This window comes from Bradyrhizobium sp. 4, assembly GCF_023100905.1.
In the GTDB taxonomy this organism is placed as follows: Bacteria; Pseudomonadota; Alphaproteobacteria; order Rhizobiales; family Xanthobacteraceae; genus Bradyrhizobium.
In genome coordinates this window covers 1,015,757-1,039,667 of sequence record NZ_CP064686.1, presented here as the reverse complement: position 1 = coordinate 1,039,667, position 23,911 = coordinate 1,015,757, and the positions used below count along the sequence as shown (strand labels likewise).

Here is a 23,911-nt window from a genome sequence, read left to right as displayed (position 1 = left end):
TTTCTTTTTAGTTGTTCGAAGATGCCAATAGCATCTTTAAGAGGCCAGCTTTAGCAGCCGGCGACCACTCTTCACCTGAGGCATTCTCGCGGCTATCGCGCCGGACCGCGACGTACATTGAAGAAACCTTCACCCCTAGCGAGTTGTGCTGGTGTGGCGCGCCTGCGTTCACACTGACTCATCCTATCCTCACTTCAGGTGAATGCCCCGACATTCCCAAAGGCATCGACTTCGATCGCAAAACAAGGGCCGAGAAGACATGGCCAGCAGCATTGCTCACGCTGCCTCCATTGGCGATCCCGGTTGCGCCTTTTCGGGAGCTGTGTTTTGCGGTGTCGAACAACACTCCTCGTAACAGAGCTTCTCACTCCTGTAGCTTGCCAACGCCTGGAGGGAGCACTGCACGAGCTCCCGTTTCGCTACATCTGAGGCAGGCGCTGCGTCCAGCCATCGCAGCGCCACCTCGACCAATTCGATCGCGCGATTCCTATTACCGGTCTCGTAATAATACCGAGCGACCGCCCCATACGAGAGGAACTTCGCGGCCTCGCTGCCTTGGGGCGGATTCGCCGCCAGGATGTGTTCGGAGAGGTCCTTGCCCATGGCAAAGCGCTCGGCATGTGGGAAACCGGAGTAGTCTTTCGCGGGGTCGAAGAGTTGGCGGATGGCCACGCTCATCCAAACCACAGATTTCTTGTCGATCGCATCGCGAACCAATTGGCGCAATACCGCCAGGCCGGCCCGCATGTCCCGCATCTTGTGAAGCAACAATTCCGCGTGAAGCCCACGGAAGGTGACATCGTCCGGGATCGCCGCGAGTGCCTCCTCAATGGCTGAAAGGGCTGCCGCCCAATCTTTACTATTCATGGCGGCTTCAAGTCTGGCAAAGATCGGCTCCACCAGCGCTCGCTTTTGCGACAGTTCGCGCTTTCTGCGTCGACCCGTGGTTATCCTCTCCGCATCCAGGGCTTTGGCTTCGTCGCTCACTGCCCAAGAGCCGTTCAGAACTTTGGGCAACGCAGTATCGAGGTGCGTCGGATGGCCGATAAAGGCCAAGCGGCCGTCACGATCGACCACGAATGACGAGGGAATCCCCACAGAAAAGCTGGGATCCATCCAAAGTTTGTTCATTTCGCCGGCGTAGTCGAATGCGATCGCGAAGTTCAGATTTGGCGAGCTCTTCGTCAACCAAGCGTCCAAGCTGGCTCGCGCTTCATCTGCCGTCGAAGCTTGTTCGTGAGCCGCGATGCCCACGACCTCAACTCCGTTGCTCCTGTATTTGCTTTGCAGGATCACCAAATTCGGCATCGAAGCAATACATGGTCCGCACCACGTCGCCCAAAACTCGATGATGTAAACTTTCCCAGGTTCGAACTTTGTAACGGGTTGGCCACGTAGCCAGTCATCAACTTTGATGGAGGGAGCCGGCGAACCGACTCTCAGCACATTCTCCGCACCGATTTGACTTGCGCTCTCAGCTACACTGTTCATTGCTCAAATTCGCTTTACCTGGCTCTGCGGAAAACAACAGCAAGTCGCATGCCAGCCAGCGCTCATTGATATTACGCATTTTTCGTATCATTGCTGTCGACCTTGCGACGCATGTCGCATATCGGACCAGCTGTTTGGAGCTTCTAAGCCAATCAGTCGGCCGGACGTTCTTGACGCGCCTGTAGACCGACGAGGTGGGAAGTCAGGCAAAGGCCGAGTTCACCACTCCACATCTTGATCGGTTTCAAGGTGCCCCAATTCGGCGCTCGGGATCATGACGTGAACTGACCTGCTTTGGCCCGTCGACTTGCGCTTGACGACGATCTCAGATTTCCAATTCAACTCTTTGAGCCAAGGGGCGAAGAACCAGATCAGGGCGACCAGCTGCAGCACAACATTGATGCCGAACGCCGTCTGATACGCGATCGAGGGGTAGTGTCCGTCCTTTACCGGCCATTGCTCTAGAATTAAGCCCGTCCCGTACTGGACGACGAAAGCCCACCCGAAATGCAGAACGTTGAGTACGCCGTTTGCGCGCGCGATCAGTTGGGACGGGAAGTAATCTCCGATGATCGCGTAGCTGAGGACGATTGCTGATCCGACCACCGCCACAATGATCCAGGACGGTAGCGACGGGAATGGCGGATGCAATATCAGCGCGAGTTCGGCTGCAATGAACACAGCAGCTATGATTGCGAGCAACGTTTCAATTTTCTTGCCATGCTGGCGCAGCGAATCGGCGACCATGCCGAGCAGCAATGCGCCAACGCTTAGGGCTATCGCCATGACGAGCAATTGTGTGACAAGGCTTGTTCGATCCAACCCTTCCACATCGCTGAGCCAGGACGCTGCCCACAAGGACTGCAGGGCCCACGCCGACCCGATACATGTTGAAGAAATCGGCGCAATTCTCCAGAACCGCCCATCCGTATAGACGGTCTTCAAGCTGACTGTCGCTGGAGGGCTCTTCGCAGTTGACTCATGCTCTGGAACCAAAAAATAGATCGAAGCGGCCGCGGAGGCACAGGATGCGGCAAGCACCTCAAATAGACCGCGCCAGCCTATCCAGTTGAGCAATGCCTCGGCTGGTGCGGTTGCCGTTACCGCGCCCAGTGCACCCAGCATGATCATACAGCCGTTGATGAGCGCCACGCGGTCTCTCGGAAACCAGAGCACGACTGTTTTCAGGCCAGACATGAGGGAAGCTGCGGTGCCGAATGCTATCATCGCGCGAGCAATCAGAAGCGACAGAAATCCACTCGATGATCCGAAAAGCGCAGCACCTGCGGCAGCCAGCAGCAAGAGCGCACCCTGGACTCGGCGCGGACCGAAGCGATCCAAGAGCATGCCCATCGGAATCTGGCTGCCGGTAAGGACTAGAAAGTAGATCGAGCCCAACAGCCCCAAATCGGCCGTACCAAGCTCCAGTTCCGAGGCGAGGCGGTCACAAATGAGCGTGTTGATCATCCGAAACAGGTAGGAAAGATAATATCCCGCGGCAAAGGGAAGGAACACGCAAGAGATGATCCGCCAGCTCCAACCCCGGTTGACCGGCTTCTCGCCTGATATCAGCCCAGCGGCATCGTTGCGCGTGTTGCTCGAAACGCGGCCACCGGCTTTAACAGAAGGCGTTTGGCAGCTGTCGAAAGTGGATATTGCTGCCGCCCTCCTCGGCGACAGCACCCGCGTCTGAGCTTTCACCTACGACGGCCACACAGTAGGGTTCTTCTTCAACTGACGCTCGTGGAACGGCGTGTGACGCTCCGCCGCCCATTTCAAGCCCGGATCGGCTGGAATTTCCCGAGCTATCAATTGCCTCCTGCAGCAAGGGCCGACCAAACCGTACGCGATGATCGACCTGCTCGGCAAAAGCCTGGAAGCGCTCGAGCCCGAGTACGCACGCCTCGTCCTGCTTGGATGGCGGCATCGGCGGCGTCAGCGTGAGGTGGTATCGCACATGGAGAGCCACTATTTCCGCGATCACCGCAATGTCCGTCCGCAGACTGAGCACCTGCTCGTTCGTTCGCTCGATCGCGTCGTAAACAAGACCCTCTATAGGCGGCGCCGGATCCAGTGAGCGTGCAAGAGCCGCCTCGACGACGGCGCTCTTGTCCATACCAGGGCAGTCAGTCGCTGCTTGGAGTTGCTGGAAAATGCACTCAGAAAGTTGAATCGTTATCTTTTTGGTCTGCTGGGCTTCGCTTGGACTCGGCTGCGCGTCCACCTCAGCTTCATTCCGACTTGAGCTCGGTTCTTCCCGGCGCCCGCCGCTAATCTGCATACTCCAGCTTCCTTCTTTCTGCGACCGCACACTGCCCGCGCTTGCACGCGCATGGTCTGGATGTGGTCGAAACGGATGAATCGCCCTGCGATGACGCACGACAAATGGGCCGAGACCGCATGCCGCTTCAACCGCGGGGACATTCTGGTCGCAGTCTGGCGTACCGAAAGAAAGAAACGGCGGATTCCTAAAGACCAGCGGCAGACGTCTCGTAGCCTCTTGACCCTCTAGACCGTCAGGTCGCCGACAGACGCGCGATTTCGCGGACGGTGCGTGCACCCTTACTTCAAATCGACAAACTTACCGATTCAAAAAGAGGCGTAGGCGCAACCTAGATGACGCCCTCGAGGTCGCGAACGACCCGCGCGGACGCACCGGCCTTATTCCCTGTGGGGTGATGCGCCTCGTAAGAAGAGCACCAGCTCATGCGCGCGACCAAATACACCTGCGCCTCACCCATTTCCGGCATGCATCACCAGCGTGCGATAGGACTTACAACCGTTCGCGTGCCGCGCGTCGAGCCCGTCCTACGGCTGTTGAAACGTATCAGCAGGCCCAGTGCGACCACTCACTTGTCAGGGCCTCAGGGGAACTGTCGGCCCCACTGTCGGGCGGTGGATCGCGTAGCGGGTCCCCCTCGCCATGGCTGCAGCCGTAGCGCTCGTTGTGCCGGTCCTCGCGAGCCAGGAGATCCATTGGTCCTGCGCACTCCGGGCATCGCTTCCGGATCCGATGGAGGACTGAGATGCAAATTGCCCCTGCAGACGGCGAGCTTACTTGCGCCAGATCGGCTGCTACAGGCTCGTGGCAGAACTTCTTCGAAAGGTCCACCTTGCTCGCCCGCCTTGACGTCGGAGCCGTCGATGTACTTAAGTGCAATCCTGGTATCGTTGAGTGAGGCCACATCATGGATGGCGAGTTCTACAGGACCTTTGCACAGCGGGCCCGCGATCTGGCCGCTAAGGCCGACCCGTTCACGCGAAAGCGGCTTCTGGTGCTCGCCGAGAAATACGATGCTAAGCTGGGCAAAGCTTCGCCGGCCAGCCGCAATCTTCAACGCACGCTGCCGCTGCCCCGCACCGTGCCAGCCGGGAGCGCCTTCTCCGATGCTGGCGAAGCTTGACGAAGAGCCCGGCAGCGAGGTCGACTGCGATGCCTGCAGCGGCAGCAAGCATCACCCCTCCAAGGCGTTGAATTTTCCAGGGACGATACACGAACTAGTTGGGAAAGGATGCGCACCCAAACCGGAGTGAGCACCCGGATCTTGCCCAGTCGACCGCCCTGACCGCACTTCGGAAGCACTGCGGCCGCCGAGCAGCTTGCCGGTGGAGGCATTCACGAATGGACCGAGGAGCATGCCAGACAAACGAGCGGCAGATGAGTGTCGGGACCGATCTGCTCCAGTGCCGTCAGCAGGTGCTGCACGTTCGTACCTGTGCGTGGGCACCTGAAAAGTACTGTTTGCTCCATCCGGCCAGCATAGGCCTGGATACTGCGCCCTGAAACTGCGGTTGTTTACTCAGAGCGTGCCGGCGCCTCCCGGAGCACCGTGCGGCGGCAGTTATGAATCTTCATTGCGTCTGGAGGCGGGTCGAGGACACCATTTTCGTATTCTTTGGCCCAGCGCTCAAGCCGCGCGACTGGGTCCGAATCGTTGCGCGCAAGAGTGGGCACCTTCTCGTCGAGTAGTCTGGTTCTACCGTCTTCCATGGAATTCCTAACAATGGGGCTCGTGTTAGCAGGATGCTGGATGCCCTCGCATAGAGTTCACCATAGCTTGGCTCCGCGTTCACCTTCAGCCGCCAGCTTCCCGGCGAGGATTGCCTGGACCTGATCTCCCCCGCCGCTGGGCGCCACTGGGAAAGACCTGCCATGACGAGGCGTCTCGCGGTGACAATGTGGCCTTGCGATATGAGCGATCAGCGAGGCAACATTCAGATCTCGAGGCGGGGCGCTGCAAGGATGGGCGATGCGGCGGTCAGCGTAACAGTTCGAACACCTGAAGCGAACTTGCCGCTGCAGTGACGAGGTGCGCTGTAGGCTGAAGGCCTCGGCGAGGCTCCGCAGCTCGGCATTTCTCCAATAGAGAATCGGTCTGGATCGTGCGAGCGGCCGCATGGGCCCTGCTGCAAACTAGCTCCTTCTTTGCAGATGCGACTCTCGGACGATTACCTGTATCTCCGGTCGTTCGGGTCGAAGCCGGGATGCACCAATCTCCGGCCCTGGCGGGGACGACCATTAGCTCTCAAGCGGCGTCAGAGCACGGCCTCGCCGTGATGGCCGCTAGTCGCCCCGCTCCTGGGAGGAACAATCCGTTGATGGACGTGCGAAGAAGGTGTCCGGTCGATCAGCAGGCTGATCAGTTCAGGGCGACTGTAGTGACCGCTTGCATCCATCACCCTCTTGCGCCCGTCGATTTCGATGAAGTCGAGATCGGCAATCACCTCTCCTTCACCTTCCTTCAGGGGCTCGCCTATCAATTGGCCATCGGGGGCAACGATAGCGGTGAAGCAACCGCCCGAAATCGGAGCGATAGCAGCGCCCGTGTCGTTGGCAATTTGGGCTTGTTGGTCGGCGTTGAGCCATGCGGTTGCGCTGACGACGAAGCAGGCCGATTCAAGGGCATGCTGTCGGGTGCTCACTTCCGTTTGCTGGGAGAAAAGAGGGCCGAAGATCGAGCCGGGGTACATCGCGGAGTGGATCTGCTCGCCATCGGCAATCAAGGCGTATCTTGCCAGCGGGAGATAATGTTCCCAGCACGCAAGCTGGCCGATCCGGCCAACGGCGCTGTCTACGGCGCGAAGGCCGGCACCGTCGCCTTGGCCCCAGACCATCCGCTCATGATAGGTGGGGGTGATCTTGCGGCGACGCTGGATCAGCGTGCCGTCCGCATCGAACAGGAGCTGAGTGTTATAGATCGATCCTCCGTCCCGCTCATTGGCGCCGACCGAAACGACCATTTGGGCGTCCTTGGCCGCATCACCGATCGCATGCGTCTCCGCAGAGGGTACCGTAAGGGACTGCTCAAGCAGCCTCTGATGCTCCTTGGCAAGCGTGAAGGGCGGCTGGACGAACGAGAAATACGGGTAGTAGGGAATGATGGTCTCGGGAAACGTGGCGAAACGCACCCCCTTTTTGCCCAATTCGCGAATCTTTCTGGTGATCTTCTCGACTGTCCCCTCTCGGCTGTACAACACGGGGCTGATCTGTACGGCGGCTGCCTTAACGATTTTTCTCATTCTCTTCTTCTGCACATTGTGAGTATCCGAGCGTTGCACTGCAACTGGTGTAGAGGATGACGGATGACTCTCACGGGGGCTCTTCGAGCCCATGGGGGCTGGTTGGACTCAGGGCTGTGTGCGTCTGCCATCGACAGCGACGTCGCTGCCGGTGATGTAGGATGCGTCGCCGAAAGCGAGGAAGCTCACGCGCCGCGATCTTCCGTGGCTTTCCGAAGTGTTTCGCGGCTATCTGCTCCACCGGGACCGTTCGGCGGTCTTGCACGCTGGCCTCGGAAATGCCGATGTTTCTAAACAGCGGACTTTCGATGAGGCTCGAACTCTCGGCGTTTACCCGAACGCTTCGGCGGATCAGTTCGCCGCAAAGCGCTCGCGGCAAGTTGCACAGTGCGGCCTTAGACGCCCATACGGCCGTTCCGACCTGATCGGACAAAGAAGCCGTGAAGCCGATCGCGTTTCGGTAGCGAGCGAGAGGCGGCGCGTTCTGAACATTGAAATAGAATCTAGGGAAATCGACTCTCAAGACGTCAAAGCTGTGCTGCGTTGTTTCCGCGAGCGACCCGAGCTTCACTATTTCGGCATTGGCATCGAAATGGGCTATAACGTTTTTCCGCGTTCCTTCGAAGCGGGATAGCCGGCGCGACAAGCGGCAATAGCCAAGCCTCGTTGTCCGGATAGCTGCGCAATGCCCTGCAGGTCTTTGGCTCATGACGCGTTTTCCGCATCGCTTCGCTTATGCATTGAGGGATACGGCTTTCTGCCTACTGTGTCGGTAGTCGCTCCGGTTACTGCTGTAGTCGAATGATGCGCCATCATGTAGTACGTGGCGAAGTGGCCGCTCTTGCTGGCGATCTTACCATTCTTGCGAGTGACGTTGCCCTTCGCACGTTTGGTAATCAGCTTCATCTTGCACCGCTTGGTGATCAGGGGCATCGGGACAAGCTTCCATCCCGTGGCGTTGCGCAACTCTGCTTGCGTAACGCCGTCTTGTCGTGAGGCCAGAGAGCTGATCAGATTGATCTTGGTGTGAGAATGCTTGGCCATCGTCGCCATCTCGGGGGAATTGGGTCTCATTCAACGGCTCCAAGCCAATGTGCTTCTCTTGGCGCAGTTGTCCCTTCGATCGAAAGAGGATGATTTAGTTCCGTTCCTCTGGAATTGTGGAAACATATTGCATGCGGTCTCAGGCGATGCCCGATTGCAATCTGACGTAAACGGACAACGTCGCATCAGTTTGCTGAAGGGCAATGCACGCGCTCGCATTTTTCGACAGGATGTTCGCACACTAAGACGGTACAAGGTGGACTGCTAACACAGAGGACCTGCAATGCAATTCGCAAAAACTGGTAGGGCGACCATTGAGAAGACCTTCCAGAACTCTGGATTACGCTTCCCCTTGCTCAAGCAAGCAGCGTTACTCCATTGAGCGGCAGCTCGATGGGGCCGGGCGTCGCCTCAACTCCCTTCACATTTCAGCATTCATGTCATGCGGCTGCTACCCCTCAGATATCTGCCGTCGATTCCGATCTAACGCGCTCGCACCGTTCGATTCGGCCTTATCGTTGTTTGCGGCGTTACTCGGCGCGAGCACCCTTGCAAATTCCCTTGTAGTCCTGCATCGTCCGCCCACTCGGGCGGTTGTTGAATTACTCTGGAATTGCGGCATTCGAATCGAAGCTCACCTCTTTCAGAACGCTTGATCCACTGGAAAGCCTTCGGCCAAGCGCTTCAACGAATCGATCATAACGTTCGGCGCCTTTGGCGCGAGCGGCTGGACTGGATTGTTCTGGTAATGCCGGCACCGATGTCAACCAGAAGCGAACGAACAAGGCGAGCGTCTCGAGCGTGATGCTGTCATTGCGTTCGAGACGCTCGAGCAGCCGCGCGACCCGATCCAGCCGCTTGGCAATAGCCGCCTCGCGTCGGTCGGAATCGTCAGGCGAAAGAAATGACGCGATCGCGGCCTCTGCGACCAGCGACTTGGGCTGGCCACGACGCTCCGCGAAGACATCAAGGGTCCTGAATGTCTGCGGATCAAGGTAGATACTGAGCTGAACCTTTTTCACCGATTTGTCCCACTCAGAGGTCCATGCCATCGTCAGGGTCGAGGCTGGTCGCGCGCGCTAACCCCTGCATTGCGCGGCTTAGCGCTTGTGCCTGGACCGCATCTGCGTCGGGCTCATCGGGACCAGCATCGAACTCATGTTCCGCGAGCGGTGCCTTGATTTCGATCTCCTCGTGCTGCGGCAATTCTAGCTCGCGCCGCAGCCCCCCGTTCGGATCGCCGCGCTTTCGCTGCCGAGTCGCAAGCAGTTCGATCGAGGGCGCAGGGGGTGGGTGCCCTGACCCGTCCTCATCCGGGCGCGAGGACAAGAGAATTGTTCCTGCTGTAGCCGGCTTGAAGATGCGCTTCTGAAATTGCGGGTCCTCGTAGTAACGAACCTTGGTGGCACGCAGCGGGTGGAGGCCCGACACCATCACGATCGCCTCTTTCGATGAGAGCTGCATGACTTCGCCAGGCGTCAGGAGCGGACGGGACGTCTCTTGGCGGCTCACCATCAAGTGTCCAAGCCAGGGGCTTAAGCGATGCTCGGCATAGTTTTTCATGGCGCGCAGTTCGGTCGCGGTCCCCAGCGCATCCGAGACGCGCTTAGCGGTGCGCTCGTCATTTGTGGAGAAGGCTATCCGGATGTGGCAATTGTCGAGGATCGCGTGGTTCGGCCCATAGGCGCGTTCTAACTGATTCAAGCTCTGAGTGATCAGGAAACTGCGAATGCCATAGCCCGCCATGAAGGCAAGCTGGCTCTCGAAAAAGTCGAGGCGGCCCAGAGCTGCAAACTCGTCGAGCATCAGGAGGAGCTTTTGACGGCGCCGGTCGGGATCCAGGCTCTCGGTCAGGCGCCGTCCGATCTGATTGAGGATGAGCCGCATCAGGGGTTTTGTGCGGACAATGTCGGATGGCGGCACGACGAGGTAGAGTGAAACGGGCTGCGGTCTGTCGACGAGATCGCAAATGCGCCAATCGCTCCGCGCGGTGACCTTAGCGACAACCGGGTCGCGATAAAGGCCCAAGAAGCTCATTGTGGTCGACAGCACGCCCGACCGCTCGTTCTCGCTCTTGTTGAGCAGCTCTCGCGCAGCTGAAGCGACGACGGGATGGACGCGATCACCAAGGTGAGGGGTCGCAAGCATCGCATTCAGGGTGGCCTCGATCGGGCGGCACGGGTCCGAAAGGAATCTGGCAACCCCGGCAAGTGTCTTGTCAGCTTCAGCGTAGAGGACATGCAGGATAGCGCCGACAAGCAGAGAATGGCTGGTTTTTTCCCAATGATTGCGGCGATCGAGCGCCCCTTCGGGATCGACCAGGATATCCGCGACATTTTGCGCGTCTCGTACTTCGCAATCACCACGGCGAATCTCAAGAAGGGGATTGTAGGCGGCGCTTGCCGCGTTTGTCGGGTCGAACAAGATTACATCGCCAAGGCGCGCGCGCCATCCCGAGGTCAACTGGAAATTCTCACCCTTGATGTCGTGGACGATCACCGAGCGCGGCCAGGTCAAAAGAGTTGGAATGACCAGGCCGACTCCCTTGCCCGAACGGGTAGGCGCAAAGCAGAGGACGTGCTCAGGCCCATCATGGCGAAGATATCGACCATCAAGACGCCCGAGCACAAGGCCATCGTTGCCTAGCAGCCCCGCCCGTTTGACCTCGCGCGTATCGGCCCAACGCGCTGATCCGTAAGTCGTGACATCGCGAGCCTCATGCGCGCGCAAGACCGAAAGCATCATTGCGGCAGCGACTGCCGCGATCCCACCGCTCCCGGCAATGGCGCCCCCCTGGAGGAATATCGTGGGCGCATAAGCGTCGAATTCAAACCACCAGATGAAGAAGGCAAACGGCTGGTAGACGGGCCAGCTCCCTAAGCTGAACCAAGCCGGTCCAAGCTGTGGCTGGAACGCAAGCTGAAAAGCGGTCCATTCGGTCGCTGCCCACAGGAAGGTGAACGCGACTAGGCAAACCAGGATCACCTGGTGCCAGATGATTTTTGTCGCAGACATGGCTTGCCAATATCGACACCATCGACGTGTTGGCTACAATCAGAGGCTTATGCTTCTCGTAGTCGCGCGCGCGCTAGCGAAGGGATCGGCGGGTCAGATCGGCAAGCCATGTTTGGGACGAGAAACATGCCTCGCGTAGAATAGGCCATCTCAAAGCACCGTCCCAACCAGCTTCCCGTGATAGGCGCTTGGGTGATGAGACAATCAACTCGTACCGTGCGGCCGCTCGAGGCGAACCGGCCGGCCTTCGCGAAGCGAGGCTCCGGGTTATAGATGCCCGGAAGGCTAGCTCGCGTCTGTCCTACGCTCTCCGTCAAGCGCGCGCGATCAAGAGAGCGTGCGGCGTGCCACCACGCGTTGTTGATGAGGCGGGCGTTCCCGGATTACATCGGCGCGGCGCGGGGAGCTCGCGGAGTACAAGAATCATGCGGGGAGCGTCCCGGCAGGAGCTTATCCCCCACGGGACGACACTGCCGGGCCGACGGTCATCTAGATACTCCCGCACATCGATATCGAGCGAGGCCTACTCCAGCCGGTCGCCCATTGGTGTCCTGGTGTTTTGGCCAGCCAGATGCTTGGATGTTGTAGGTCAGCTGTTGCGGTCTCTCTGAAAGCTGGGACAGGCGAACTGGCGTTTCCCAAATCTTCATTGCGCGAACATCGCGTTGCACTTCGGCTATCCGCCGTCAAAGCCGGCTTGCAGGCCCGGAGCTGTCCTATTGCTGGCCGGCCTGCCTACGCGGATAACCTCGCGCGAATGCCTCCGGACCAAAATCGCGCAGGTTGTAACCGTTATTCGCCCGCTCGATGACACGCCCACAACTGGGTGCAGCAAACTGGACTTTGGCGGTCGAAAGGCGTTGCACGAAGCGCCGGACTCTTCTGCAGAGCATCTGACCATCGGCATCCGAGAGCAGCACGCACGGAAGCATCGTCACTGCAATCACGACCCAGCCAGACACCTTCCGATCACTTAAAGATCGAAGGTCCCATGCCGTTTCCGCTACACGGGATGGCCATCTAGATTGGAAGGCTTCTGCTGTCCGATTTAGCCGTTCAGAGTCTCGGCGACCGAGGGGTGAACCGGCATTTTTCCACACAGCTGCGGCCACTTGATGATCGAGCGCCACCAAAGTCGAAGGAACCCGGAGGCGATGAAGAGATAGTTCCGGACGGTGGATCCTCCATTCGCTTATCGCTGCTCACTATCGCTCCTCGCCCATTTTTCCGCCCTGACCGGTCCACGCGAGGCAACCAGGTCTTCCCTCCCTGCAATTGGGCGCAGTGCAGCGCCAGGACCTCAGAGCGATAGGCCGCGCTTGCGCCCGAAGTCCCAGTCGACGCTACCTGGACCGGCGATGCCGCTGACCTGCTTTCCCAAGTCCCGCTCGAGCGAAGGCGACCAGGGCACAAGCTGAAAGCCGAGGCCGTTGTCGATCATCGCAAAGCGCCCGGAAGCCAGTGACAGGCGTCGACGATAAACCCCGGAAATCTGCTCACCTACATCAGATGACAAGTGCGGAAGCCCCGTTTCCTCCATGAGACGTCGTGTGACGACGTCGAGTTCGCGGTGGCGGAGGGTATCGATCAGGTTGCGTCTTAGCCGAACCTTGTTGCCATCGCGCTGAGCGAGCCCTTGGTCGGCCAAAACATCGATGCGCCGTTCAAGTGCCGCACGGACCTCGGCGCCAAACGCGTTGCGCGAGAGCTCGGCGGGATCTCGCGCAACGAGCTGCCGGTCTAGCCACGTTGCACCATCCGCCGCGACCTGCTGGTCCAGAACGAGTTCCGAGCGGACCGCGAACGCAATCCGTGTTCGACCACGGGCCTCGGCAAACCGGCGCAGTTCCACAATCCCACCGATCGGCCCATCGCCCGCCGCCTCGAGGTCAGAAAGCTTCACGTGATGCACGCGCCCGTCAATGCCATCGACAATGGCAAAGGCTGTGCCCTTCAGCTCGTCATCAAGCCCGCGCGCGATGAGACGGCCAACGATCGGTTCACCATGAGTTTCGCCTTCAAGTGCCCAGGATGCCGCGGTGCGGCCGGCGCCATCCCGCGTGAGGATTTTGTGCAGCCGCCTGATGATGTCACCGCGCTCGCCTAGCGCGCGCAACCTCGCCTCCGCATCGGCGGCCAGAATCCAGACCGCGGGGCCCGCAGGTTCCGCCAAGCCGAGCCGCTCGAGCGTCCGCATCCGCCCGATCCGAATTTCCCGCAACGGACCGCCCCCGGCGTCCCGCTCAAACCTCAAATCGATAACGCCGTCCGCCGTCCCCGCTTCCCGGGCAAGCGTCCGATCGAGCCTGGTCCAGCGTTCGGCTGTCGTGTCCGCCTCAAGGCTCTGGCGGATCTCGAGCTCCGAACGAGGGCCAAGTTCGCGCATGACAAGGTCGCTGGCGCGGCCGCGTAAGCCCATAGCGATATAATCGCGACTGATGACGAGGTCGGCACCGTCATCGGTACGGCCCCGTACGAGGATGTGAATGTGCGGATGCTCGGTATTCCAATGGTCGACCGCCACCCAGTCAAGCCGTGTGCCAAGGTCGCGCGAGGCCTGGTTCATCAGCTCCCGAGTGAAGCTACGCAGGCTGGCAAGTTCACCAGCATCATCAGGCGAGACGATGAACCTAAAATGATGGCGGTCACCCTCGCAACGCGCGACGAAGGCGCGACCGTCCGCATTATCCCCCTCAGCGTCGAACAGTTTGCCCGGAGCGCCGTCGCGTGTGACTCCGTCGCGCTGCAGGTAAGCGATATGAGCGCGCAACGCGCCCGGCGAACGCATCCGCCGCACCACCCGCGCCTTGACCATAGCGCTGCGGCCGCGGGCGTTGAGGAGCCGTGCCGCAGCGATGCTCGCGGCGCGGCCGCGTCCAAACTTTCCGCCATGGCCATCCTTGCCTCGCGAGAGGCCGCCGGCCTTCTGAGCGGCTGTGAGTACCTGCGCCAGAAACGGCTTCGTCCGGGGCGCGCGCGTGGAACGGATACGGCCGGGACGGATCCGAAGATCATCGTCGCGCGTCATTCCGGGCGCCGCAAGGCATCGAAAAGCGTGTAAGAACAGCGCCTTGGGAAAAGCTGAACTTTGCTCCGAGCCGCCGCAATGTTTAGTCGATCATTGAAATCGATACACTTTCTCGCACAACCGACCGGCCGCACCTTGCGGCTTTTATCCTGCCGTCTTAATCGGTCGTGTCGTCTGTCTGACCTCAGCCATTCTCGCTTCCTTTCTCGCTTGCGACAAGCCTCTCTGATCCACGCCATGACACGATGCGCCGCGAGGCTTGCGAGTCCTGATGCGCCGTGCAGTCTTCCGCGCTCAGCGACGGCACAGTGTCGCTGCAGCAAGGCAGCGCGGACGCCGTCGCGGCGCATCTTTCCATCGGTGTGACGGAGCCACATCACAGGCAATCCGGCGCGATCGGTCGGCATCCGAAGATGCATCGTCGCAGGCAAGATAACGTGCGTTCCGTCGTGTTGGTGCTGCACCAGTCCTCATCCGCCGGCGGCGGAGCTCCGTGTTCAGGTCGCGGCCATCACCGCGTCGTTGCCAGGTTGCAGGATCACGCGCCTCATGCGTAGGGCCCGAGCAATTTGCGCTGCTTAGCTGTTGTTTCGGCATGCATCTCCGCCGCCGAGGCGTCCGGATCGCCGCAGTAGAACGTGCCGCTGGTCCACATCGCATGCATGATCACAGCGAGCTTGCGCGCTACCGCCACCGTCGCCTTGCGGTGCGAGGAGCGCTTGGCCAGCGCCAGCCCCCACGCCTTGACCTTGTCTTTTTTCTTGTAGCGAGTCAGCAAAGCGCTGGCCGCCTCGTACAGCGCCCGCCGCACGTCACCGTCGCCCGCCTTGCTGATCCGGCCCTTGACGTCGATAGACGAGCCGGACTGCCAGCGCCGCGAGGTCAGGCCAAAATAGGCCGCCACGTCGCGCGAGCGCCTGAAGCGCGAGGGATCGTCGACCGCGGTCATAAAGCTCAGCGCCGCGATCGGGCCGACGCCAGGAATCTGCATGAAGCGCCGGCACAGCTCATGGCCGGCGACCAGGCGAACCACCAGGTCGTGCAGCCGGCAGTACTCCTTCCACAGCGCCGCGCGCGCATTCAGCATGGCGTCGATCAGCTCGCTGAACAAGCGCATCGTGGGCCACCGCCTCGCGCACGACTTGCGCAAAGCCGCCGCGCCCGACCCGGTTCAGCCGGATGCCAAACACTTTCAGCGAGTGCCGGATCGCATTCTCGAGGTCCACAAACTTGCGCTTCAGATTGCGCCGGTGCGTCAACAACAGCCGCAGCCGGTAGCAGGCCTCGCTCTTGATATGGGCGCGCCGGAACCAGCCGGTGCGCATGATGTGGGCAATCCCGAGCGCATCTGCCCGGTCGGTCTTGTTGCGCTGCGCCTTCAGCGCCGCGCGAACATGCAAAGTCTCCAGGCAGACCGCCGGCAGGCCCAGCCTGAGCAGCTCCGGATGCAGCCAGGGCGACAGCGATCCCGCCTCATGACCAAGGCGTCGCAAGCGGCCAAGATAGGGCGTCAGCGCCACCTTGATCGCGTCCGGATCGGTCACCACCGCCGTCTCCAGCATCACCTTGCCGGTCGCGTCCACCACGCAGATCGCCGTCTCGTCCATGCCGATGTCCAAACCACAGAAGAATTCCATCACACGCCTCCCGCGTTGCTGAGCCGGTGCAGTGTGCGCAATATTCATCGCGCAGACCATCTGCTCCGCCGCCGCAAGTTCTGCAGGAGAACCGATTACGGGCGGCCGTCTTAATCGGTCGTGTCGTCTGTCTGACCTCAGCCATTCTCGCTTCCTTTCTCGCTTGCGACAAGCCTCTCTGATCCACGCCATGACACGATGCGCCGCGAGGCTTGCGAGTCCTGATGCGCCGTGCAGTCTTCCGCGCTCAGCGACGGCACAGTGTCGCTGCAGCAAGGCAGCGCGGACGCCGTCGCGGCGCATCTTTCCATCGGTGTGACGGAGCCACATCACAGGCAATCCGGCGCGATCGGTCGGCATCCGAAGATGCATCGTCGCAGGCAAGATAACGTGCGTTCCGTCGTGTTGGTGCTGCACCAGTCCTCATCCGCCGGCGGCGGAGCTCCGTGTTCAGGTCGCGGCCATCACCGCGTCGTTGCCAGGTTGCAGGATCACGCGCCTCATGCGTAGGGCCCGAGCAATTTGCGCTGCTTAGCTGTTGTTTCGGCATGCATCTCCGCCGCCGAGGCGTCCGGATCGCCGCAGTAGAACGTGCCGCTGGTCCACATCGCATGCATGATCACAGCGAGCTTGCGCGCTACCGCCACCGTCGCCTTGCGGTGCGAGGAGCGCTTGGCCAGCGCCAGCCCCCACGCCTTGACCTTGTCTTTTTTCTTGTAGCGAGTCAGCAAAGCGCTGGCCGCCTCGTACAGCGCCCGCCGCACGTCACCGTCGCCCGCCTTGCTGATCCGGCCCTTGACGTCGATAGACGAGCCGGACTGCCAGCGCCGCGAGGTCAGGCCAAAATAGGCCGCCACGTCGCGCGAGCGCCTGAAGCGCGAGGGATCGTCGACCGCGGTCATAAAGCTCAGCGCCGCGATCGGGCCGACGCCAGGAATCTGCATGAAGCGCCGGCACAGCTCATGGCCGGCGACCAGGCGAACCACCAGGTCGTGCAGCCGGCAGTACTCCTTCCACAGCGCCGCGCGCGCATTCAGCATGGCGTCGATCAGCTCGCTGACAAGCGCATCGTGGGCCACCGCCTCGCGCACGACTTGCGCAAAGCCGCCGCGCCCGACCCGGTTCAGCCGGATGCCAAACACTTTCAGCGAGTGCCGGATCGCATTCTCGAGGTCCACAAACTTGCGCTTCAGATTGCGCCGGTGCGTCAACAACAGCCGCAGCCGGTAGCAGGCCTCGCTCTTGATATGGGCGCGCCGGAACCAGCCGGTGCGCATGATGTGGGCAATCCCGAGCGCATCTGCCCGGTCGGTCTTGTTGCGCTGCGCCTTCAGCGCCGCGCGAACATGCAAAGTCTCCAGGCAGACCGCCGGCAGGCCCAGCCTGAGCAGCTCCGGATGCAGCCAGGGCGACAGCGATCCCGCCTCATGACCAAGGCGTCGCAAGCGGCCAAGATAGGGCGTCAGCGCCACCTTGATCGCGTCCGGATCGGTCACCACCGCCGTCTCCAGCATCACCTTGCCGGTCGCGTCCACCACGCAGATCGCCGTCTCGTCCATGCCGATGTCCAAACCACAGAAGAATTCCATCACACGCCTCCCGCGTTGCTGAGCCGGTGCAGTGTGCGCAATATTCATCGCGCAGACCATCTGCTCCGCCGCCGCAAGTTCTGCAGGAGACCGATTACGGGCGGCCATCGGCGGGCGGCTCCCCCCCGCTCCCTCCCGGCCATTCTCAAACATGCGAGAACCTTCGAGGCCATGCGACCAAATCCGATTGCGATCATGGAGAGTGCACGTTGACTGATCGATGCACAAACGGCCCTGTCGCGCGAGGTACGAGTGCGCTGGCAACGGCGTTAGGCGCTGCCTTCGACGAATCCATCGTGCGCACTCTTGATGCAAAGCTATCGGCAGTGGACGAGCCGCCGTATCGCTCAACAAAAACTGGAGCTTGCTGCCACAGGACGACGTGTCTGGCGGCCGAACCACGGCTGTTGCTTTGCTCAATTCCGATCAATGCTGCGAGTCTGGCTACATAGGTTTGCGTTTCTTCTGGAAGCGATCGACCTGTCGCCAAATGCTCGTCATACCGCTTCGGTCCTGCATTGTAGGCTGCAAGAAACCCTCTCGATCCGAACCGGTCGAGCATCTCGCGAATGTACGCTGCCCCAGCTATGATATTGTCGTGCGGATCAAACGGATCGATACCGAGATCGTGACGAGCGCTCAGTTCGGCCCAGGTCGCGGGCATGATTTGCATCAGCCCGAGCGCTCCTCGAGGCGATATGGCGTGCGCATTACCGCCACTTTCGACCTGCATCACGGCATCGATCCAACGCTCCGGGATCGCGAACCGGTGTGAGGCTTCGGTCACGAACGCGGCGTATGCAACGCTACGAAGCAGGGTTGTGGAGTGCGCAGCTGGTGCCCGCGATGCGACCTCCGCTCTGGCAGTCGAGGGCGGTCCGAATGTCATCAGAATTCCCAAAAAGCAAGCCGTGGCCCCACATCGCATTGTGCGGACAGCCGCCAAGTATAACGTTTCTCCCAGCCGGCCCTGAGGTCGCCTGATCCTGGGGCAATGCGCGCCGATTCTCCAGAAGCTGGCCGAGACGGAGGAACGATGTTGCGACCGGCCATATGGAGAAATGACGGGCCAATAGGGGAGATCTGGCATTGTCACTTCTCTCTGGTCCACACCGGAAGCGCTCGGCCAATGACGGCCGATCTCGGCAGGGGTCCGAAATATCGGCCGTCTAGCGAGTCCGCCGACTGCCAGTTCATGAGAAACACTTCACCCTCAGCAATGACCCGGCAGCCCTGCCAGACCGGCAACGGCCGGCCGCGGCGATCGCGCTGGATTGCCTCACCCATTTGTATGCTGTCAACGATGATTGCGAGGCCCGTTCTGCAGACGGTTTGGCCGGGCAGCGCCAGCACACGCTTGAGCATTGGAAGGCCGCTCGGCAAATAGCCGTTGAGATCGAGAAAAGTCGCGAGCGGGTCTGGCGTTCGAACCGCCACGAGCTCAGTGACGTACAATGGTCCGGCCTCTTGCAAGCGATAGACGCCGATCGGCACGCTGTCCGAGGCATTCCAGATGTACAATGGTGAGGTGTTGTTGACTGGCCACAGCCCGAGCATTGTCGCCCCACACATCGCAAGAATGTTCCCCATCCGTCTCATCAGAGTGCGATCCTGCGCCGATGGAGCCACGCCTGGTGGCGTGCACGGGTATAAGCTCGCGGCTTTTCGTTGACGGAAAGACGGTTGTGGGCGTGGTGCCAATACTCGGGGGCTGCATCGGCGGGATGGATGCCCAGTGACTCTACGGAGTCGATCAACTGGAGAACGCGTTCGACCTTTGGCCAACCAGCTAATCGCAGCAGGCTTTCGCCGCCGGGGCTGACCCAAGGCACGGTTGAGTATCGCTGCCCTGGCGCGACGGCGCGCAAAATGTCGATCCGAGACAGGATGGTTCCGAAGTCGTTGGACGTCCAGCGCACAAACGCGAAGATGCTGCCGGGCAAAAACGAGACAATGCGCCGGTGATGGTCAACGATCTCCTGTGATGCAGGTTTACCGAACCGGATCCGATTTTCGATGCGCTTCTCGAGCCACAAGAGCTCAACAGTTGTGAGGTCGCTCACCCGACTGCTCCATATTGTTGAGACGGATCTTGGACGTGCCGAGAATGGCTATCACCGCCGCATCGTGGGAGAAGCCTTTGCGTCGGCAGGACGGCTGTAATGACGCTGCGATGGATCCTGGTCGCCGAAGGGTTGCAGCAATCCTGCTGCAAGGGACGACATCGGCGAGGCTCCAATTCGTTAGAAGGAATCGAAAGCATTGCAGGTTTTCCGAGGTAGTGGCTTGTGTCCCTTCGCCGGCCAGATTGCGCAGACGTTGCTTGGCGACAATCCGGGAACGGAACGGACTGCCCGTTCCGGCGGAGAATGCTAGAGACGAAACGACGGAATTTCATGCAGGGCTCGACGTGTCGCTGCAGGCAACGAATGTTTGCGTGGTGGACGGCGACGGCAAGGTGGTCCGGGAGGCGAAACTCGACACCGATCCGGACGCGATCGAGCTGTTCCTGGCGGAATGGGGAATCCAGCTCAAGCGCGTCGGGCTGGAGGCGTTCTCGTACAGTGCCTGGCTGTTCACGGCGCTTGCCGAAAAGGGCCTGCCCGTGATCTGCATCGAAACCCGCCATGCCAAGGCAGCGCTGAACGCCATGCTGAACAAGACCGATCGGAACGACGCCAAAGGCATTGCGCAGATGATGCGGGCCGGCTGGTTCCGCGCGGTGCACGTCAAGTCGGAAGGCGCGCAAACGCTGCGGGCGCTGCTGGTCGGGCGCAAGGCGATGCTCGGCAAGGTGCTGGACATGGAGAACATGATCCGCGGCCTGTTGCGCCCGTTCGGCCTCAAGGTCGGCGAGATCTCGGTCGGCCGTTTTGATGCGCGGGTGCGCGATCTCCTGGCCGGGAAGAAGGAATTGGAAGCCATCGTCACGCCGCTGCTGGACGCCCGCAACGCGATGCGGCTGCAGTTGGCAAAACTGCACCGCCTGGTGCTGGCGGCAGCACGTGGTGACGAGGTGGTGCGGCGGATGACGACGGTGCCGGGCATCGGCGCGCTCGTGGCGCTGACATTCCGCGCCACCGTCGACGATCCGGCGCGATTCAGGAAGTCGACCAATGTTGGTGCGCATTTTGGCTTGACGCCGCGGCGCTACCAATCCGGGCAGACCGATCGCATTGGCAGCATCTCCAAATGCGGTGATGAGCTGACACGGGCAATGTTGTACGAGGCGGCGATCGCGATCCTCACGCGCATTCCGAAGAATTTTAAGCTGCGGCTGTGGGGCCTGCGGCTGGCCAGGAAGAAGGGTCTGAAGCGCGCGGCGACGGCGGTGGCGCGCGCGCTCGCCGTGCTGCTGCACAAGATCTGGATCGATGGCACCACGTTCCGGTTTGGCGCCGGCGGCAAGCGCGGCCGGGTCGCTGCGGCCATGTAAGGGCCTCCGCGACCCGGCCGCTTCCACGCGCGCCTTTTCCTTCCGCCACGGCGGAGCAGCGTCTCCCGAGGAGACGGGGATCTGGGCGAGATCGCAACTTTTCTTGCCGGCGGCTTCATGACGACGTTTGAAGCCATCACGCACGGCGCTGGTTAGCCTGACCGCCCTTTCCTCAGATTCCGGCTTGTGGTGGCCATCGTGCCAACCACGGATGTTAGCGAGTTCTCCTCGACGAGCGAGTGGCTGCAAAAGGACGTGACGCGCACCAGGCAATGATGTCGACGCCAACGATCGCGAAGATTTGCGCGCGATCGCGTTGCCGCGCGTGCATTGGCGACAACAATCGTATTGCAGCGAAGCTTTGCGCGTGACAGTGTGGGTGCCTGAGGCATCCTCGTTGCACGCGCGGCCGAGTTGTTCACAACGTACTGATTCACAACAAGAAGTTAGTGTCAGTATGTTAGTAAAGTTAAGAGAGCTGGAAAGATTGGCGTTGCAGTGCTTTAGGTGTGATTTCGGTCCTCGGTAGCACGCCGATCGGGTCCCCGATTGCACGAGTGTTCCAGTCCTTGATAACACGACCGTATTCACAGCTTATCCCCCACAGAGCTGATAAGGCGACGCTTTCGCAATCGCTGCGTAGGCGGGTCAATCGGGACGGGTGCGAAATTCAATCGTTCTTCGCCATTCAGGTCGTGTGTGATAGCCAGCCGATAGCCCGGCAAGGTCTGATGATGCACGATCTGGCGCAAGTCGTAGGCGAAGTGCTTCAGCGGCGAGAGGGTTCCGGACTTGGCGTGCAAGTGCACGAACGCGAAGCTCCAAGCGCCATGCTGATGACCGCCGTGCTTGCGGACGAGGCGATAGAGCCAACGTTCCAGTCCAACGGTCAGATCGAAATACGCGCGGTCGATGGTCAGAACGAGCGATTCGTTTAGAACGCCCGTATAGAACCAGTCGGGTAAGATCAGCTCAATCCCACGGGCACGCCCGTGCACATCGCTTGTGTGTTTCCATTCGTTTATCCAGGAGAAGCGATGGCGCGACCGTTCTGTCGGTTGCCGGATTGAGGTCATGACGCTGGTTGATTGCAATCGGTCGAGCGCAGCCTTGAGGCGGTCGTAGTCGCTTCGCTGGTGCCGCGGCGGACGAATGTCAGGATCTTGTAGGGGGTGGTGGACATCAGGCGCGAGGTTTTCAACCCGGCATCACGGGCCTGGACAATCTGTGAGGCAGCCCAGATCAGAACGTCCGCGTCCCAGATCGTGGCCAGGCCATGTTCCGGCACCGCTTCGACACGGATGGCGATGCTGCCTGCGCGGAAGTCGATCGGAACGATCCGCTTCGACTTTGCTAGCGAAAAGAACGGATACGCCATCAAGTCTTGCGCGTCCCGTGCAGCGAGAATCGCCAGGAAGCGCGCGAAACAGATCGAGTTGGTCGCGCTCTGACTGCCGCGTGCCGACTGCAGTTGAGTTGCTGTCCGGCATGGGTCAGCGCCGCTCCTTGCCCGCATACGGAATCGGTGTGCGCCGTTTCGCGGGCAGGACTGTGCCTGAGCCAGGATCGCTGGTGGAGGTTTTGGCGCCGCGGTTAACCCACGCCGTCAGGTCTTCGAGCGCATACACAACGCGGCCGCCCAGCTTCCGGTAGGTCGGGCCTGTGCCGTAGGTGCGGTGCTTTTCGAGGGTGCGGCCTGATAGTCCGAGAAAGCGCGCCGCCTCGGGCGTGCGCAGATATCGCGGCGGCAAACCGGCGTTCGGATCGGGCATTGCGAGGCTCCGTGGTCGTCTGGAGCGCGACCGGGTTCGGTCGCGCGTCGACGGTCACCATGACGGAGTAGGAGTGCTCGGGGGGATGCCGAAGATGGACCGATGGTTTTCGGCACCCCTGCTCTACTCCCTGCGGGATGAGCGATGCAGCAATGCGCGATAGCCGCCGCGCATCAGAGCCAAGCCGGCCTGCACCAGGCGGATGGTCCGGCTGCGCAGCTCATGCGTTTTCCAGGCGCGTTCAGGGATGCGTTTTCGGCCGAACAGCACTTCGGCAATGACGCGATAAGTAGCGCCATCCAAGTGCCCGTCGAGCGCGCGTAGCGCCAAGGCCAATCGTTCGCGTCGCTGCGCCGAAAGCTGATAGAACGGGGGTCCTGGGGCGCGGCCGGTGATAGCGCGCCACAACCGACGTGAAGCGTGGACGCGGATCTCGTAGTCGTGGTCGAGCGGCAGTTCAGCCGCATAAGAGACACCCGGCTGCGGCGCCTCTTTCAGCCACAGATGATGTTGCGCGCCCTGAATCCGCAACACGGCATGCCAGCCGTCAGATGCCTGTCTGATGCTTGCCGATCCAAGGTCGGCAAGCGGTAGCTCAAGAGCGATCGCTCGTGATGCTGACGCGCTACGCACGACTGAGACGACGGTGGGCAACGTCTCGGGCGCCCAGAAGATCGTCTGTTCGCAAAAGGACAGCTGCGGGTCATGAGCGAAAGCAGAGGCCCCATCTCCTCCGGAATTCGGAGCTCACCTGCCCGCCTTTCGAGCGAGCTTTCCGAAAGGAAGCTCGATAGTTGGAACTGCGTCGGAGTGACTCCCAGGCGAAGTCCGGCATCTCCGCCGACTTCATGGCGTGCCGATACCCCTCGGGTGAGCGCCAGTCGAACTCAGACATTACTCTGATCCCCTGCCGTAAATCGATTGCCGCGAAATGTCTATAAAGCCGTGGGTTGTCAGGGAAGTCACCAAATGTGCATTGCGCGATGCGCGCAGGCGATCACGCTTTCAGCGAGAGAAATCTGTTCTCGATTTGGAAGTCGAGACGATAGAATTTTTGCTATTTATTGGCGCCGCCGCGAAGCAAGTCGCGGTAGCCGTGGTCCGCAATCCATTTTGCTCGCGCTAGATGGCTGTCAAATGCATTGCGGGCTCGCGCCGGTTCGCGTTCCGGATCGATATGCAAGACGATCAGGGCAACTTCTTTCCAGTCCGCGCCATCGGCGTCGGCATCGAGCAGGCGCCAGTAGGTCACCAGATGCTTCTCGTCATAGGAGGTGAGCACCGCATCATGGGGCGCCAAATCCGCGACATCCGGGTCAAGCGGCGGTGTTTGCATCAAGAATCTCGCAAGAAAAACATAAGAGAGTGACCGCAGCCAC

General features: G+C 60.7%; 19 protein-coding genes and 2 pseudogenes. 3 read left to right on the top strand and 18 right to left on the bottom strand.

The annotated features are described in order from the left end of the window. Positions 1 to 276: 276 nt before the first annotated feature. The 3 genes from IVB45_RS04835 to IVB45_RS04825 form a co-directional block, all read right to left on the bottom strand. On the bottom strand, positions 277 to 1,491 hold the full coding sequence (locus IVB45_RS04835) for a TlpA disulfide reductase family protein (RefSeq protein WP_247360882.1): 1,215 nt from the start codon (positions 1,489 to 1,491) through the stop codon (positions 277 to 279). Between the two features lie 219 nt (positions 1,492 to 1,710). After that, complete coding sequence (locus IVB45_RS04830) at positions 1,711 to 2,958, bottom strand: MFS transporter (protein WP_247360886.1); 1,248 nt, start codon at positions 2,956 to 2,958, stop codon at positions 1,711 to 1,713. Between the two features lie 151 nt (positions 2,959 to 3,109). Continuing rightward, the gene (locus tag IVB45_RS04825) at positions 3,110 to 3,772 is read right to left on the bottom strand and encodes a hypothetical protein (protein WP_247807593.1); all 663 of its coding nucleotides are present in this window, start codon (positions 3,770 to 3,772) and stop codon (positions 3,110 to 3,112) included. A gap of 907 nt (positions 3,773 to 4,679) precedes the next feature. Here IVB45_RS04825 and IVB45_RS04820 point away from each other — a divergent pair. Then, a complete protein-coding gene (locus tag IVB45_RS04820; RefSeq protein ID WP_247359603.1) occupies positions 4,680 to 4,895 on the top strand; it encodes a hypothetical protein in 216 nt (71 codons plus the stop codon). 1,132 nt (positions 4,896 to 6,027) lie between these two features. On the opposite strand, the gene IVB45_RS04815 is transcribed toward IVB45_RS04820, so the two are convergent. Next, positions 6,028 to 7,011, bottom strand: coding sequence for a nitrilase-related carbon-nitrogen hydrolase (locus tag IVB45_RS04815; RefSeq protein WP_247807592.1), 984 nt, complete (start codon positions 7,009 to 7,011; stop codon positions 6,028 to 6,030). Positions 7,012 to 7,228: 217 nt separating this feature from the next. On the opposite strand from IVB45_RS04815, the gene IVB45_RS04810 reads away from it, so the two are divergent. Beyond that, the gene (locus tag IVB45_RS04810; protein WP_247501306.1) at positions 7,229 to 7,645 is read left to right on the top strand and encodes a hypothetical protein; all 417 of its coding nucleotides are present in this window, start codon (positions 7,229 to 7,231) and stop codon (positions 7,643 to 7,645) included. A 71-nt stretch (positions 7,646 to 7,716) separates the two neighbouring features. Here IVB45_RS04810 and IVB45_RS04805 read toward each other — a convergent pair whose 3' ends face one another. The 9 genes and pseudogenes from IVB45_RS04805 to IVB45_RS04765 form a co-directional block, all read right to left on the bottom strand. Then, complete coding sequence (locus IVB45_RS04805) at positions 7,717 to 8,085, bottom strand: hypothetical protein (RefSeq protein ID WP_247359478.1); 369 nt, start codon at positions 8,083 to 8,085, stop codon at positions 7,717 to 7,719. Between the two features lie 572 nt (positions 8,086 to 8,657). Further along, positions 8,658 to 9,077 (bottom strand): CopG family transcriptional regulator, encoded by a 420-nt coding sequence (locus IVB45_RS04800; RefSeq protein WP_247359477.1) that lies wholly within the window; start codon positions 9,075 to 9,077, stop codon positions 8,658 to 8,660. 13 nt (positions 9,078 to 9,090) lie between these two features. Further along, positions 9,091 to 11,070 (bottom strand): conjugal transfer protein TraG, encoded by a 1,980-nt coding sequence (locus IVB45_RS04795; RefSeq protein ID WP_247807591.1) that lies wholly within the window; start codon positions 11,068 to 11,070, stop codon positions 9,091 to 9,093. Positions 11,071 to 12,370: 1,300 nt separating this feature from the next. Continuing rightward, a complete protein-coding gene (locus IVB45_RS04790; protein ID WP_247363313.1) occupies positions 12,371 to 14,098 on the bottom strand; it encodes a DUF3363 domain-containing protein in 1,728 nt (575 codons plus the stop codon). 547 nt (positions 14,099 to 14,645) lie between these two features. Continuing rightward, positions 14,646 to 15,735 (bottom strand): annotated as a pseudogene (locus IVB45_RS04785) (IS110 family transposase). Positions 15,736 to 16,235: 500 nt separating this feature from the next. Beyond that, the gene (locus tag IVB45_RS04780; RefSeq protein ID WP_247357292.1) at positions 16,236 to 17,324 is read right to left on the bottom strand and encodes an IS110 family transposase; all 1,089 of its coding nucleotides are present in this window, start codon (positions 17,322 to 17,324) and stop codon (positions 16,236 to 16,238) included. A 193-nt stretch (positions 17,325 to 17,517) separates the two neighbouring features. Next, positions 17,518 to 18,111: a lytic transglycosylase domain-containing protein gene (locus IVB45_RS04775; RefSeq protein ID WP_247356702.1), complete on the bottom strand. Its 594-nt coding sequence runs from the start codon at positions 18,109 to 18,111 to the stop codon at positions 17,518 to 17,520. A gap of 305 nt (positions 18,112 to 18,416) precedes the next feature. Beyond that, a complete protein-coding gene (locus IVB45_RS04770; protein ID WP_247356746.1) occupies positions 18,417 to 18,896 on the bottom strand; it encodes a S26 family signal peptidase in 480 nt (159 codons plus the stop codon). A gap of 26 nt (positions 18,897 to 18,922) precedes the next feature. After that, positions 18,923 to 19,387, bottom strand: coding sequence for a DUF2840 domain-containing protein (locus IVB45_RS04765; RefSeq protein WP_247356704.1), 465 nt, complete (start codon positions 19,385 to 19,387; stop codon positions 18,923 to 18,925). A 287-nt stretch (positions 19,388 to 19,674) separates the two neighbouring features. On the opposite strand from IVB45_RS04765, the gene IVB45_RS04760 reads away from it, so the two are divergent. Then, positions 19,675 to 20,760: an IS110 family transposase gene (locus IVB45_RS04760; RefSeq protein WP_247356748.1), complete on the top strand. Its 1,086-nt coding sequence runs from the start codon at positions 19,675 to 19,677 to the stop codon at positions 20,758 to 20,760. Between the two features lie 587 nt (positions 20,761 to 21,347). Here the strand turns inward: IVB45_RS04760 and IVB45_RS04755 are convergent. The 5 genes and pseudogenes from IVB45_RS04755 to IVB45_RS04735 all read right to left on the bottom strand — a co-directional run bounded on the left by IVB45_RS04755 (position 21,348) and on the right by IVB45_RS04735 (position 23,868). Beyond that, positions 21,348 to 22,250: pseudogene (locus IVB45_RS04755) on the bottom strand (replication initiator protein A). A 3-nt stretch (positions 22,251 to 22,253) separates the two neighbouring features. Further along, on the bottom strand, positions 22,254 to 22,532 hold the full coding sequence (locus IVB45_RS04750; protein WP_247356706.1) for a helix-turn-helix domain-containing protein: 279 nt from the start codon (positions 22,530 to 22,532) through the stop codon (positions 22,254 to 22,256). Between the two features lie 123 nt (positions 22,533 to 22,655). Next, positions 22,656 to 23,186, bottom strand: a complete 531-nt coding sequence (locus IVB45_RS04745) for a DUF2285 domain-containing protein (protein ID WP_247356708.1) — start codon at positions 23,184 to 23,186, stop codon at positions 22,656 to 22,658. Between the two features lie 49 nt (positions 23,187 to 23,235). Beyond that, on the bottom strand, positions 23,236 to 23,367 hold the full coding sequence (locus tag IVB45_RS04740) for a DUF6499 domain-containing protein (protein WP_247356750.1): 132 nt from the start codon (positions 23,365 to 23,367) through the stop codon (positions 23,236 to 23,238). 222 nt (positions 23,368 to 23,589) lie between these two features. Next, on the bottom strand, positions 23,590 to 23,868 hold the full coding sequence (locus IVB45_RS04735; RefSeq protein ID WP_247356709.1) for a DUF2285 domain-containing protein: 279 nt from the start codon (positions 23,866 to 23,868) through the stop codon (positions 23,590 to 23,592). Between the last annotated feature and the right edge of the window lie 43 nt (positions 23,869 to 23,911).